Origin of the sequence: Pseudomonas sp. (genome assembly GCF_049645325.1) — a bacterium.
Lineage (GTDB): Bacteria > Pseudomonadota > Gammaproteobacteria > Pseudomonadales > Pseudomonadaceae > Aquipseudomonas.
In genome coordinates, this window is sequence record NZ_JBARTQ010000010.1 from 1 (window position 1) to 13,696 (window position 13,696).

Sequence of the window (13,696 nt, forward strand, 5' to 3'; positions counted from 1 at the left end):
GAGCTGGCTTGCCTGCGATGGCGGTCGGTCAGTTTCAGAGAGGCAAGCTGACACACTGCCATCGCAGGCAAGTCAGCTCCCACCTTTTGATTTCGTTTGTTTTGGGGAGCTTCTCCAGGCAAAAAAATGCCCCGCACTTGGCGGGGCATTTTTATGGGCGAGGCTTACAGGCCGTCGAGCATCGCCTTGTTACGCACGGCGCCTTTGTCGGCACTGGTGGCCAACAGCGCGTAAGCCTTCAGCGCGGTCGTCACTTTGCGCGGGCGCTTCTCGACCGGCTTCCAGCCTTTCTTGTCCTGCTCGACCCGGCGTGCCGCCAGCTCTTCGTCGCTGATCAACAGGTTGATCGAACGGTTCGGAATGTCGATCAGTACCTTGTCGCCATCCTGCACCAGGCCAATCGCGCCGCCGGCGGCTGCTTCCGGCGAAGCGTGGCCGATGGACAGGCCCGAGGTGCCGCCGGAGAAACGGCCGTCGGTCAGCAGGGCGCACGCTTTGCCCAAGCCTTTGGATTTCAGGTACGACGTCGGGTAGAGCATCTCTTGCATGCCCGGGCCGCCTTTCGGGCCTTCGTAACGGATGATGACGATGTCACCTTCCTTCACTTCGTCAGCGAGGATGCCGCGAACCGAGCTGTCCTGGCTTTCGTAGATCTTGGCGCGGCCTTCGAAGACGTGGATGGATTCATCCACACCGGCGGTTTTCACCACGCAGCCATCCAGCGCGATGTTGCCGTACAGCACAGCCAGGCCGCCTTCTTGCGAGTAGGCGTGCTCGACACTGCGGATGCAGCCGTTTTCACGGTCGTCATCCAGGGTTTCATAGCGGGTCGACTGGCTGAACGCGGTTTGCGTCGGAATGCCCGCCGGGCCGGCCTTGAAGAAGGTGTGCACGGCTTCGTCGTCAGTCTGGGTGATGTCCCACTTGGCGATGCCTTCGGCGAGGGTCTTGCTGTGCACGGTCGGCAGGTCGGTGTGCAACAAGCCGCCACGGGCCAGCGAACCGAGGATCGAGAAGATCCCGCCGGCACGGTGCACGTCTTCCATGTGGTACTTCTGGATGTTCGGCGCGACTTTGCACAGTTGCGGCACGTGACGGGACAGGCGGTCGATGTCCTTCAGGTCGAAGTCGATCTCGGCTTCCTGGGCGGCGGCCAGCAAGTGCAGGATGGTGTTGGTGGAACCGCCCATGGCGATGTCCAGGGTCATGGCGTTTTCGAACGCCTTGAAGTTGGCAATGTTGCGCGGCAACACCGAGTCATCGTTCTCGGTGTAGTAGCGCTTGCACAGCTCGACGATGGTGCGGCCGGCCTGCAGGAACAGCTGCTCGCGGTCGCTGTGGGTGGCCAGTGTCGAGCCGTTGCCCGGCAAGGCCAGGCCCAGGGCTTCGACCAGGCAGTTCATCGAGTTGGCGGTGAACATGCCAGAGCACGAACCGCATGTCGGGCAAGCGCTGCGCTCGTATTCCGCGACCTTCTCGTCAGAAGCGCTGGAATCGGCAGCGATGACCATGGCGTCAACCAGGTCGAGGCCGTGGGAGGCGAGTTTGGTCTTGCCGGCTTCCATCGGGCCGCCGGAGACGAAGATCACCGGAATGTTCAGGCGCAGGGCGGCCATCAGCATGCCAGGGGTGATCTTGTCGCAGTTGGAGATGCACACGATGGCGTCGGCGCAGTGGGCGTTGACCATATATTCCACGGAGTCGGCGATGATCTCGCGGCTCGGCAGGGAATACAGCATGCCGTCATGGCCCATGGCGATGCCGTCGTCCACGGCAATGGTGTTGAATTCTTTGGCTACACCGCCGACGCGTTCGATCTCGCGGGCGACCAGCTGGCCCAGGTCCTTGAGGTGCACGTGGCCTGGTACGAATTGGGTGAACGAGTTGGCAATCGCGATGATCGGCTTTTTGAAGTCGTCATCTTTCATCCCCGTGGCACGCCACAGTGCGCGCGCGCCGGCCATGTTGCGGCCGTGGGTGGATGTTTTCGAGCGGTAATCTGGCATGGAGCACTCCGGGCGGCTAATCAGGTAACTACTAATCAGGTACTACTGGGGAGTGAGCTTCTATTGACGTCTGGAGCACTCAGAAAATGATCGCGTGTCCAAAAGTTGCCACTCGCGTCGCGGGATCGCCGCGTGCTTGGGCCTTGAGCTCATAAACCCGCCGGGGGATGACTGGCGATGAATAGGCCCGATTCTACACCGCTGGCGGCTGGAGGGAATGGCCGTCAGTGTGGAGACAGCGCTTACGGGACGTATGGACTGCGCTGGGTCTGCATATTCAACACCAAGCCAACCGTGCTCAGGATTAAAAAGCACAGGGCAAGTGCCGTGGTCAGTTCGTGGGTCAAAGTGCTGATCAGCGCGCTGATAAGGCCGCCAGCGATGAAAAGCACTACGGAGAGCGCCGATGCTGCCGTGCCAGCACTTCGGGGGAACAGGCTCATGGCCTTGGAGTTGGAAATGGGTCGGGTAATGGTGGTGCCGGCGGTGCAGATCAGCATGGGAATCAGCACGGTGAAGGTCGACAGCCCAACCTGATAGGCCAGTAACAACAGGGCGATGCCAGAGCAGGCGATCAGTCCCAGCCCCATGGCGATTTGGCGCCCGGCCTGCATCCGTTTGTGCAGCAGCCCCGCACATACGCCGCCGAGCACATAGGCGGCGCCGTAGAGCAATAAGGTGAGGGAAAACTGGTAAGGCGACAGCTTCAACTGATCCATGAAAATGATGGGTGAAATAACGATGAACGAAAAGTGGCAGGCGAAGGTGATCCCGGAAATGATGGCGTATCTGATGAAATGGCCATCAGAGAGGACGTGGACGTAAGCCTGGAAAATAGTGCGATGATTCGACTGAGCCGCCGGCGCGCCTGCGTTGAGCAGTTGTTGGGTCATTATCACGAGCAGTAAGGCGAGGGCTATAAAGACATAAAAGCTGGCTTGCCATCCCCACTCCATTTGCAGCCAGGCCCCTGCCAGCGGGGAAATGGAAATGAAGATGCCACCAGCGGTGACGATCGCGATTCGCAGCCGCTCTTGTTCTTTTCCGACGAACAGGTCCTGGACCAGCGCCTGAGACAACACGAAACCGCCACAGCCAATGGCCTGGACAATACGAAAGAACAGGAACTGTGGGTAGTCACTGGCATTTATGCAGCCAATGGCTCCGGCAATTGCCACGGTCATGCTCGCCAGTAGCAGGTTCTTGCGTCCGACTTTGTCGGACAGGGGGCCGATCAGTAGCAGAGAGCAGGAAAAACCAATGGCGAACAGGCTGACGGAGCGAGCGATATCGGTTGTCGAGGTCTGAAAATGGTCGGCCAGGGCGGGAAAGGAAGGCAGTACGACATCAAGCGGGAAAACGCCCAACAGCGTCATGGTCATCAGCAAAAAGACCGCAGCGGTCTTGCGAGCAGGGGAAGTCAAAGTGGTCATCAAGTAAAAACTCGGTCCTTGAGCGAGGACGGAGGATTGATTTGATGAGCGCGAAAGTCAATGTCAGGGGATGGCAAATCTGTCTGGTATAGCGCAAAAAAAATGTGGGAGCTGGCTTGCCTGCGATAGCGGTGTATCAGCAGCTAATATGCAAGCTGACCCACCGCCATCGCAGGCAAGCCAGCTCCCACATTGGTGCGGCGTTCACAAAGCTAACGTTGTGCGCGCTTGCCTCAGAACTTTGCCACCTGATGCACCTGCTCTGCACGCGCGTGGACACCGTCAATCATCTTGCTGCTCGGCGAGCCCACCTGACGAAACCGAATTAAAAAATTTGGGAGCTGTGTTCACAAGGCTAACGTTGTGCGCGCTTGCCTCAGAACTTCACCACCTGATGCATCTGCTCCGCACATGTTTGTCAGTTGAAAGGCCTGTTCCAGAGCCTTTGGCCTGATCAGAGTCAGGGGTTTAGCAGTTCAAACCCGGCACTGGCGAGCTTTTCGCCATTGATAAAAACATGCACCGAATGTAGGCCGGGGTAGTGCTTGCGCGTGGTCAATTCGCGGATGTGTTGCTCGCGGCGAATGCTCTGATGCGCGCCCGCGTCGAGGGTGAATGCCTTGAGCTTGAACACTTTGGCGGCGCTGTGGCCGGCGCTTTTCACATAGTCGATGGCGTAGTCCACCACCAGCTTTTGTGCAGTGGCGGCGGTGGACTCAAGGGTGAAGGACAGGCTGATCCGTTCGCCCAGCGTGATCACTGCCGGTGTGACCTGCAGGTTGTGAATCTTCACCTCGGCCCTGGCCCCGGCGCCCATGATCGTCAACGCGCGGGTGTTGCCTTGCTTGATCAGGCTGCGCAGTGCGTGGCGGGCGATCCAGGCGGTGTGCGGGTTAGCCAGGGACCAGCCTTCAATCAGGCCCAGCACCCAGTCCGGGTCATCCTTGGTGATGTCGTTGAGGTGGTTGGCCACTGACTTGCGCACGTACAGGCTGCTGTCGGCCTTGAGGTTGTCCAGGATCGACGCGCACAGCTGCGGGTTGGCCTGCACCTCGGCGAGGCGAAACGACCACGGCAGGCGCGGACGCGAGCCTTCACTGGCGAGGCGGCGCACGTGTTCGTTGGCATCCAGCGACCATGCCTGCATCACCGCCAGGGTGCGTTCGAAGTCGTGCAGCAGGAAGTGGCGGATGGCGAACTCGGCCGAGCCAAACGCAGTGAAGTACTTGAGCGCAGCCATCGAGCGCTTGAAATCATCTTGGCCATAACTCGCCACATAGTGCGGCAGGAACAGGCTGACAAACGCGCTGTTCAGTCGCGGCGCCAAGGCGTAAAGCAGTTTGAGGGTGTGCGGGTAATCCAGCGGGATCACCGCGTGCAGGCTCTCGCTGACCCGTGCCATGCGCTGCATCACCGACAACTCGGCCAGCCCGGCCCCGGCATGCTTGAGGAAACCCTTGGCGTCGAACGCCGGGTACACCGCCGTCATTTCGGTGGCGATGTGCTGCAGGCGTTCGAGGTTGAAGATTTCCTTGAGGGCCGGGGCGCTTTGGTCGGTCATCGGTGAGTCCATGGGGTGAGTTAAAGAAACCAGCGGTATTCCCGTGCATGGATCTCTTGCTGGAAGGCCAAGTGGTCCTGGCGTTTGTTCTCGCAGTACACGTCGACAAATTCGCCGCCCAGCTTATCGCGCACTACCGGTTGATGCTGCATTGCGCGCACGGCGTCGAGCATTTCCACGGGGAAATCGGTGCCGCTGGTGCGGTCCTCGTTAAGGGGCGCGATAGGTTCACGCTGGGCCTCAAGCCCGTGCTCCAGCCCCACCAGGATCGCCGCCAGCACCAGGTACGGGTTGGCATCGGCACTCGCCAGGCGGTGTTCAATACGCAGGTTGCGCGGGTCGGACTCGGGAATGCGCACGCACGCGTCGCGGTCCTCAAAGCCCCAGCTGGCGCGGGTGGCGGCGTTGACCGTGCCGCCGAGGCGGCGGAAGGCGTTGTGGTTCGGCGAGAAGATCGGCATGCAGTGCGGCAGCAATTCCAGGCAACCGGCCACGGCGTGGCGAAGCGGTTGCTGTTGATGCGCTGCGAGCAGGTTATTTCCCGCGCCGTCATACAGGCTGACATGCACGTGCATGCCGCTGCCGGGGTGTTGCAGGTAGGGCTTGGCCATGAAGCTGGCGCGATAACCGTGCTTGAGTGCCACGCCACGGGTGCTGCGGCAGAACAGGGCGGCCCAGTCGGCTGCGCGCAAGCCGTCTTCCAAGTGACCGAAGTTGATTTCAAACTGGCCAGGGCCGAGTTCGGCAGTGATCACCGTGATGTCGATGCCCTGGTCCTTGGCGGTTTGCGCCATGTCGTCAAGCACCTCTGAAAAGCGCGACAGGCGTTCGATGTGCAGGTTGGGCTGGTCGTCGGCGTCGTCGCTCAGCGGGTCGCGGGCGAATTGCGGTAGGCCGTTTTCAAGCTTTTTATCGAACAGGTAGAACTCCAGCTCGAATGCAACCACCGGGTGAATACCCTTTTGGTGCAGGCGTTCCAGCACGTTCGCCAGCACTTCCCGGGGTTCGAATTCGATCGGCGCCTCGGTGCCGTCCGAGGTGATCAGCATCTGCCCCAGTGGCTGTGATTCCCAGCTCACCGGCTTGAGCGTGCCCGGCACCAGGCGACGGTTGGCATCCGGGTCGCCGTCGTTGAAGCAATAGTCGCCAATCTTGAACAGCCCGCCTTGAGCCCCCAGCAGCACGGCGTTTTGCGGCAGCTTCAAGGGGCTGCCGGCGGCGACTTTTTCGAGCATCTCGACCGGGTAGCGCTTGCCGTAGAAATGCCCGGGAATGTCCAGGGCGATCAGGTCGACATAACGCACGTCGGGGTGGTTCTGGCGAAAGGTCCGTACTTCGGCCAGCAACGTCGAGGAATGGCTTTTCACGGGTGTTGCTCCTAGTTGTAAACCCACAGCACGCGGGCGGGCAGGTCGGTCCGGTTGGCGTAGCGGCAATGGGCGAAGCTGGCCAAATGGAAGCTGTCGCCCGGGCCGAGGGTGACCGCCTCGGCCTCGCCCTCAACCCACAGCGTCAATTCACCCTCCAGCACAAACCCGGCCTGCTCGGCGCGGTCGCTCATGCTCTGTTCACCGCTGTTGGCGCCTGGGGCCAACAGGCTGTCGAGCATCGAGAAGGCGCCGCTCATGCTCGGCGAGACGAGAATGTCGGTAATGCCGTTGGCGTAATACACCGTGCGCCGTTCGTTGGGGCGGGTGACCCAGTCCACTGCCTTGGGTTTGGGCAGGCTGTAGAAGTAGGTGGTGGGCACGTCGAGGGCATGGCTGATGGCGGTGAGGTCTGCCACGGTAGGGCGCGACAGGCCGCGCTCGACCTGCGACAGGAAGCCCACCGAGCGCTCGATTTTCTGCGCGAGCTGGGCGAGGGTGAGCTTCTTGTGTTTGCGCAGGTCGTGGATCAGCACAGCCAGTGCATCGAGTTCTTCTTGTCGATTCATGAAATTTGTGTCGTGAAATTTCATGAAAAATTACAGGATTTATTTCATGTCGGCAATGGCGCATTCACTCGCGCTCATAGGTGTCCACCTGGTTTCCGTCCGCATCGAACACATTGACGCGGTTTTCCTGTGTCGCATCCCAGATGCTGTATTTGGCGTCATTGCTGTTGGTGGGGATGTTGTAGGTGGTGTACGAACCGAGCTTTTTCACCACGGCGTTGTTCCTGTCGATCAGCACCAAGCCCTTGAAGCCTTCCATCTCCGCTGAGGCAAGGTTCTTCTGGAAGGCGTTGAGGGTGGTGTATTTGAGCGACACACGCAGCTTGCCTTCGGTGTCGACGGCGCCATAGCGGTTGCCCCTTTTTACCACGGCCATGCCATTGGAGAAGGGCTCGACATTGTCGTAGGGCAGGTTGATGGGCAGGGTTTTACCCTGGGGGTTGGTGAAGCTGAAGGCCTGGCTTTTGCGGTCTTGCACCAACTGCGGCTGGCCCTGGATAAACGCGCCGACGGTGGTCGTGCCGGGCGGGTTGAGTTTTTGCAATTTCAGGGTGTAGACGTCTTTTTGCTTTCCGTCCCCCGAGGTGGTGTAGAGGTAGTCGCCGATCACCTCGATGCTGGAAAAACGCGGCGCCAACAGTTCCTTGCCGGCCAGGTTCCAGACCCCGTAGTCCGATTCAACCCCGTAGGTTTTAAGCCCTGGCCGGCCAATAAACAGGTCGCCCACCACCTCCACGTTGATGTACTTCATCGGCACCACGACCTGCTGTTTCTTCACGTCGTACACGCCGTAGGGCCCGTTGGATTCGCGCTCGACGATCATCAGGTCGGCATTGATCGGCTTTTCGATGACGTCGAACGGCAGTTCCTTGAGCACGTCTGTGCCGGGCGCGAAGGTGAAGTATTTGAAATGCAGTTCGCTCCAGCCATCTTTCTCCGGCGTGCTGGCGACCTGCATGTGGTACACGCCGGGCATCTCGGCGTACTCGATGCGTTCAAAGCGTGGCTTGACCACCCACCGGCCCTTGTTGTCGATAAAGCCGTTTGTTTGCGTGGCGTTGTCGTAGGCGATATAGCGCGGCTGAGCCGGCACACGGTTGTGCATCTCAAGCGTCAGGGTTTGCGTTTGTGCTGGGTCAAGCAGGTAGATGACCACGCTCGCCGGGGTGTCTTCGAAGTGGTAGGTGGCGTGCACATTGGTCAGCGCACTGGCGGTGTCCGGCAGGCCTTTTGCGAAGTGTTCCAGGTGTTCCTGCAGGGCGGCACTGCTGGTGTAGCTGGAGAAACTGGCCTGCATACGCAGCAGTTCGTCGTAGTAGCTGCGCAGGTTGGCTTTTTGCTCGGCGGTGGGGGACGAATTGGAGCTGCTGCCGCCGCTGTAGAGGGTCTTGCCGTCGGCGCTCAGGCCCTGGATTACATAGGTCTTGTCCTTGGGCGTGGCCAGCAGCAGGGAGGCGCGGTCGTCGGCCAGGGCGGTGAGTCGGTAGGTGTCGCCGTCTTCACCGGAGGCTTTCGGGTGGGCGGGGTCCAGCACGATTTTCTTGAAGGCCGGGTAGGTTTGGTACGTCAGGGCAACGTTGATGCGCTCTACCGGTTTATTGGTCTTGAGCTCGGCCTTGGTGGTGTCCTGTGCCTCGGCGTCTTCGATCCCGGCCGCGGCGAACGGCTGTTGTGTGCCATCGCGCCAATACACGGTCTGCACGGCGTAGCGCTCTTCGTGGCGCTGGTCAGGCAGGGCGCCACGCTTGAGCACGTCGCGAATCGGCTCCACGTCGAGTTTGAGCCCCGACTGGTTGTCGAAGAACACTTGCTCAAACGCCGGTGTTTGCGGCTTGAGCGCTTCCAGTGCGGTGTTCAGTTCAGCAGCCGGGACGGGCACGAAAGGTTCGTCATAGCGCAGCTCTTTTACCTGCGCAGGCGCCTTGTCGGTTTTCGAGGCCGGGGACACTTCCAGTCGCAGGCTTTCCATCATGGCGACCTGGTTGATGCTGTCGCGCGCATCGAGCACCAGGTAGTTCAGGCGCTTTTTCGCTTCCGGCAGGGGCAGGCTGTGGAGGTCGGCAACATCGCCCTCATTCAATTGGTCTTCGCTGTATTCGGTGCCGTCTACCAGGCCGATGACCACTTGCCGGTCGATCAGGTAATACGCCGCGCCACCGATGACGGCGACCACCACAAGGGCGCTGGCGAGGAGCTTGGTTCGGGTCAGGGTTGTTTTCATTGTTATCAGACTCGCAATAGGCTGGCGCAAGGTTAGCAGGCTGAATGATTCCGCGCGCCTGCGGTCGGAACCTGGGTACGCGCCATTAATTGAAGGAGCACCCATGAAATCCAGAACCCTCGCTGCATGCCTGCTGGTTGCCGCCAGCCTGTCCACCGCCAGCTTTGTTGCCCAGGCCGGTGATACCCCACAAGAAACCGTGCCACCTTCAAACATCAACACGCGTGATTTGAAAGAAGGTGATCGCGCCCCGGATATGCTGATGCGCAAGGAATCGGCCGTCAGCGACTGGAAAAAACGTGGCTTGAAGCAGCCTGAAGAAGACAGCCAGTGGGCGCGGGTTGGCGACAAGTTCGTGCTGCTGAAAACCACCAACGGCACGATTCTTGAGATTACCCCGGTCAAGAAATAAGCCGCTGACGGCATAGCGTCGGCACGGGCGTCACTTCAGTGACGTGGCGCCTGGTTGCCGGCGCAGCGTGAGTGCCTAAACCCTATTGGGCACTTACAGACACTCTGCGCCTGACCTCACGGCACAAAGATAAAGGGCGTGACAACGCCCGTACTTCGGCTTATCTGCAATACACCGATTGTCGACACGAACCTACCGTTGCTGTGTGCCTCCAACGCCATTGCTCGCAGGGGTGCGGGAAGGTCTTGAAAGCTGCTGCGCAGCGGGCCAGGTTCGCGATAGGGCCGGGACGCAAGGGTAGAAGACGGTGTGCGTCGCAATGACATCCAGTAAACGGTCGGTATGCCTCTGCGCCTGAATAGAAAATGATCTCTGGCGGCGACCTCAAACACTTCGTAGCCAATGCTCCTGAGCAACGTCGTCATAAGCGTGCGCGTGGTGACATCGTTCTGCTGTTGGAACGCTTCGATGGACATATAGGCTGGCACTCGATACGCGTTCAACTCCAGAAGGGTGGACGGATGGCTGCTCGGGTTCAGCGACCAGAAGTGCTGATTGGGCGTTACGGGGTGTCTGGACAGCAACAGAAGCGGATCGCTCGAAGTCATTGAGGTTGTTCCTGGCCAGTGCCTCCAGTCGCGTAGGGTGTTCAACAGGCGTGCATAGCCCTGGGTATTCAGCCCTGTGGGATTGGTGTGGGTGAACAATGCTTGCGCGATCTGCCGTGCGCTTCGGTGGGTAAAATCGGGGAACGACCTTTCTATGTATCGGACGATAGGGCATTCAAACGGTATCAGCGAGATTAACCATCGGGACAGCGAGGTGTTGTATTGCACCCGTCGAGGTTGATCGTAACGTTGGTAGTGAAGCATGTCCTCGAACTCCGAAAAGGTCGAATATCGACGGTTATTCGGCACGATCACAGCACCGCCTTCCGCGCTGCCGCCTGGCAGCGTCGCGTAATGATGTGTACCCATTTGAATGTATTCCGGCGCGTCCGTAGCAGAGTGGGCGGTGGAATTGCGCCAGAACATCGGGCGCTCTGGTATTGGAGCGTGCGTGGTTAGATCCAGCGGTTGCCCCCAATTCAGGAAGCGTTGTTCGTCAGGCGGTGAAATGCCTCTAGGGGCGGCAGGGGTCACTGCGGAAGTTGCACGGCTAGTTCCGGCGGTTGGCTCCACGGGGCTGACGACCAATGTGGGCGGAAGCTGTCGACCCCTGATGAGCAAGCCGAACTGGCGAGGGTTGACGAGAAGGTACTGGCTGAATTCCGGCGGCAATTCAATAGAGGTTATTAACTGGTGGACCAGGGACATCTGGAGCTCACGTTCACGTCCTCGCGGGAATACGAATGATGAAAACACCCGCTGGGCCTGTTGTTGATCCAGGTACGGAAACAAGTCCATCAAGGCCCGCTCGGCCGTGACCAATGTTGGCGCTCCGCCGCGTAAAGCCAGGCCCTCTGCGCCGTACCCGGGCGATCGAATTTCCCATACACCCTGGCTGTTGCGGTAGAGAGGATCCCCTTTGTAGGTGCTGGACGCACGCCGCGGATCCCGGACTCGCCACACGTGGGCATCATTGTCCCGGCGTATCGAATACCAGCGGTTTTGTTCCAGCAGAAAATGTTGAGGGGCTTGAAAAGTGCCTGGCTCTGCGACCTCGCGCACGTAGATGTGATGGGTCTCCCAACCCCCAAGGGGCGTCACACCTTTGGGCTTTTTCGAAAGCGATAGTTTCGGGTCAAGCCGATGGCTTGCCGCGCGGGTCGAGGACTTCAGCCGCGCACTGCCTGTACCCACTGCGCCATCAATCACCGCGCCCAACAGCTCGCCGAATGCTCGAACGACAGAGTGCGCAGCGGTCGCTCGGTCACCGAGTTGCGCCGCTTCTACGGCGTCCATCACTGACAGGAAGCTTCGGGCCAGCCCTATCGGCAGCATGACCTTGACCGGCAGGAACATCGTTGCAATATCCAATGCCGCCGTGGTGATCGTGATACCCGATTCGAAATTGGCTTCCTGGGTGCTGGTGGAGTGTGCGCTTGCATCATTGATGACGCTCGAAGCCTCTACCTTGTAGGCCTCTTCAAGAAAGTTATCGGCGATGCGGGTCAGCGCAATGACGGCGGCTCCTGCACCGTTGTTAAGGACACTGCGGGTTCGCGGTCGGGCGCTCAGTTCCGTTCGTTCGATCAGGTACTCGCGCCAGGCGCTGTGATTAATGAAATCACGGTGCAGGGACGACGCGTCGGTGTATTCATGAAACACCCGACCACTGGGTGCTTGCGGGGTGTACACCACGTACGAGGCAACGCTTGCACCGGCTGAAAATACCAGCACGCCACGCACCGTCACGCCGCGTAGCTTGAGGCTGCTGACAATGATGCGATGTCCCTCGACCGCCGGCCGTTTGTCGTCATCGGTGGGCCCTGCGAGCACACTCATCACCCAGTTGTAGCCGCGGTCCAATCGGTCTGGAAGGAAGTCACGCGCGATTTTTGCCTCAAGCACATCAACGCGCAGTTGCAGGGCCATCACTTGTGCATAGCGTTGCTGCTCAATTTTTGCCTCATCCGACGTCACCAGGCGCGTCTTCAAGAATTGCTCGTAGCTGTCTCCAATGTTGACGCTGCGAACGAGGTCTTTGACCTGTGCGACAGACAATGCGGAATAGGGCGCCTGCTGGGCATCGGTCAACCGGGAGAAATTGACGAAGTTCAGATCCAGCCACTCAACGTTCTCCAGAGCCAGGTCGGTCAACGTGCGTTCGCGGCTGCTGAAGAGCCTCGCGCCAGGGTCTGAAGGGTGAGGTTTGCCGCCTGGCACATAGGCACCTTGCTGCGGCACTACGTAGCTTTTGGTGTGGACGATGATGTCGTCCGGGTTGACGCTCAGGCCGTGTTCAGCCTCAAGCACCCTGGTCAATTGTTCATTGCTGTAGGCCCGTATTACCGCAGGGTCGCTGTATTGCGACAGTGAGGGCAGCCCGTCCGGTGAGTGCAGTTCAAGCAGGTGATCGCTGTAGTCGCGTACGGCAGTCTCCCAGGCCTGTTTGTCCTGGGGATTGGCAGCGTTGAGAAACTGTTTGAGTTGATGCCGAGCCTGCTTCTGGACCCTGGCGGTGAGGAGGCCATTGGTGTCGAACACCCGTGGCAGGTCGGTAACACGGTCGAGGCTCGCCGGGAGTTGAGTGCTGTCTATGCCATCTCCCTGCCTTTGGTAATGCGCGAGCATCCAGGTGAATTGCGTCTGCACCTGCTCGTAGAGCGAATCGATGCCGTAGCTGAAGATCGATTCGAGCTTTTCGACATACCGAAACCGGTCACTGTCGACCTGCTGTTGATGAAACGCCAGGCCCGTCGCGCGGTCCTTCTCCTCCATCAAGTCCAGTAGGGCGGGGAACTCAAGCGGGCTGTTCAGCTGCCTGTGCAGTTCGCGGTCAAGACTTGCCAGCGAATCAAATGCTTCAAAACCAGTACCTGGGCGAAACAACAGCACGTGGCCTACGTTGGTCCCTGAGGTAACGGCGCGTACTTGAGGCGGCGGCCTGTCGCCTTCCGCGTGCACCTGTGCGGCATCCGGGTCGCGCGAGGTGAGCACAAAGGCACCGTACAAGGGAATGTCCGTGGACAATCTGTCTTTGATGGCCAGCCCATAGGCGCAGGGTCGATTGCCCGGTAACGCCACCCGCGAGTGTGCATCCGGAAAACGCGTGAACTGCGTGAGCAACACTTCGCTTGAAGCCTCGAGTACCCCGTCAGCCTTGAGCAACGAGACTTCCGCTTTGATTATTTCGAGGCGTTTTTGCGCCACCCATTCCTTGCACGTGCGGCTGTCGGTCGCGTTGATCGGCCCGTTCCAATAGCGGTCCAGGCAGTCTTTGAAGCGTGTGGGCAGGTTGCTCGCCAAGTCATTGAGAAAGCGTTCAAAGGCGTCTGCGGTGAGGCCAGCAATGGGCTCGGCTTCGGGGGTGACATGGAGGGAGCGATGAAAGCTGACCGTGCGATTGGCGTAGGTAACGGCTTTGTTATTGACGATCCTGGCAGCCACGGCATCCATCAGGGTTGGCAGCAGCGGCATAAGCTCGCCCGCGCTGGACAGCAGCGGGTCTGTTGTGGCCTGGGG

8 protein-coding genes are annotated in these 13,696 nt (G+C 59.7%); 1 reads left to right on the forward strand and 7 read right to left on the reverse strand.

The features are described 5' to 3' along the window. Window positions 1–164 precede the first annotated feature (164 nt). The 6 genes from ilvD to WBB95_RS00285 form a co-directional block, all read right to left on the reverse strand. The gene (gene ilvD / locus WBB95_RS00260) at window positions 165–2,006 is read right to left on the reverse strand and encodes a dihydroxy-acid dehydratase (protein ID WP_424485767.1); all 1,842 of its coding nucleotides are present in this window, start codon (window positions 2,004–2,006) and stop codon (window positions 165–167) included. 242 nt (window positions 2,007–2,248) lie between these two features. Continuing rightward, complete coding sequence (locus WBB95_RS00265; RefSeq protein WP_424485768.1) at window positions 2,249–3,439, reverse strand: MFS transporter; 1,191 nt, start codon at window positions 3,437–3,439, stop codon at window positions 2,249–2,251. A 460-nt stretch (window positions 3,440–3,899) separates the two neighbouring features. Then, window positions 3,900–5,000 carry a DNA alkylation repair protein gene (locus tag WBB95_RS00270; protein WP_424485769.1) on the reverse strand — a complete coding sequence of 367 codons (1,101 nt, stop codon included), beginning with the start codon at window positions 4,998–5,000 and terminating at the stop codon, window positions 3,900–3,902. Between the two features lie 20 nt (window positions 5,001–5,020). Next, complete coding sequence (locus WBB95_RS00275; RefSeq protein ID WP_424485770.1) at window positions 5,021–6,367, reverse strand: glutamine synthetase family protein; 1,347 nt, start codon at window positions 6,365–6,367, stop codon at window positions 5,021–5,023. An 11-nt stretch (window positions 6,368–6,378) separates the two neighbouring features. Continuing rightward, window positions 6,379–6,936: a helix-turn-helix domain-containing protein gene (locus tag WBB95_RS00280; protein WP_424485771.1), complete on the reverse strand. Its 558-nt coding sequence runs from the start codon at window positions 6,934–6,936 to the stop codon at window positions 6,379–6,381. A 64-nt stretch (window positions 6,937–7,000) separates the two neighbouring features. Beyond that, window positions 7,001–9,157 (reverse strand): WG repeat-containing protein, encoded by a 2,157-nt coding sequence (locus WBB95_RS00285; RefSeq protein WP_424485772.1) that lies wholly within the window; start codon window positions 9,155–9,157, stop codon window positions 7,001–7,003. A 103-nt stretch (window positions 9,158–9,260) separates the two neighbouring features. On the opposite strand from WBB95_RS00285, the gene WBB95_RS00290 reads away from it, so the two are divergent. Continuing rightward, the gene (locus WBB95_RS00290; protein WP_424485773.1) at window positions 9,261–9,569 is read left to right on the forward strand and encodes an RcnB family protein; all 309 of its coding nucleotides are present in this window, start codon (window positions 9,261–9,263) and stop codon (window positions 9,567–9,569) included. Between the two features lie 116 nt (window positions 9,570–9,685). Here the strand turns inward: WBB95_RS00290 and WBB95_RS00295 are convergent, their stop codons facing one another. Then, the gene (locus tag WBB95_RS00295; protein WP_424485774.1) at window positions 9,686–13,651 is read right to left on the reverse strand and encodes a dermonecrotic toxin domain-containing protein; all 3,966 of its coding nucleotides are present in this window, start codon (window positions 13,649–13,651) and stop codon (window positions 9,686–9,688) included. Between the last annotated feature and the right edge of the window lie 45 nt (window positions 13,652–13,696).

What these genes read in the sequence shown, in the direction of transcription:
- WBB95_RS00285 (WP_424485772.1), bottom strand. Translation starts at nt 9,157, where the DNA reads ATGAAAACAACCCTGACCCGAACCAAGCTCCTCGCCAGCGCCCTTGTG.
- WBB95_RS00290 (WP_424485773.1), top strand. Translation starts at nt 9,261, where the DNA reads ATGAAATCCAGAACCCTCGCTGCATGCCTGCTGGTTGCCGCCAGCCTG.
- WBB95_RS00280 (WP_424485771.1), bottom strand. Translation starts at nt 6,936, where the DNA reads ATGAATCGACAAGAAGAACTCGATGCACTGGCTGTGCTGATCCACGAC.
- WBB95_RS00270 (WP_424485769.1), bottom strand. Translation starts at nt 5,000, where the DNA reads ATGACCGACCAAAGCGCCCCGGCCCTCAAGGAAATCTTCAACCTCGAA.
- ilvD (WP_424485767.1), bottom strand. Translation starts at nt 2,006, where the DNA reads ATGCCAGATTACCGCTCGAAAACATCCACCCACGGCCGCAACATGGCC.
- WBB95_RS00295 (WP_424485774.1), bottom strand. Translation starts at nt 13,651, where the DNA reads ATGCCGCTGCTGCCAACCCTGATGGATGCCGTGGCTGCCAGGATCGTC.
- WBB95_RS00265 (WP_424485768.1), bottom strand. Translation starts at nt 3,439, where the DNA reads ATGACCACTTTGACTTCCCCTGCTCGCAAGACCGCTGCGGTCTTTTTG.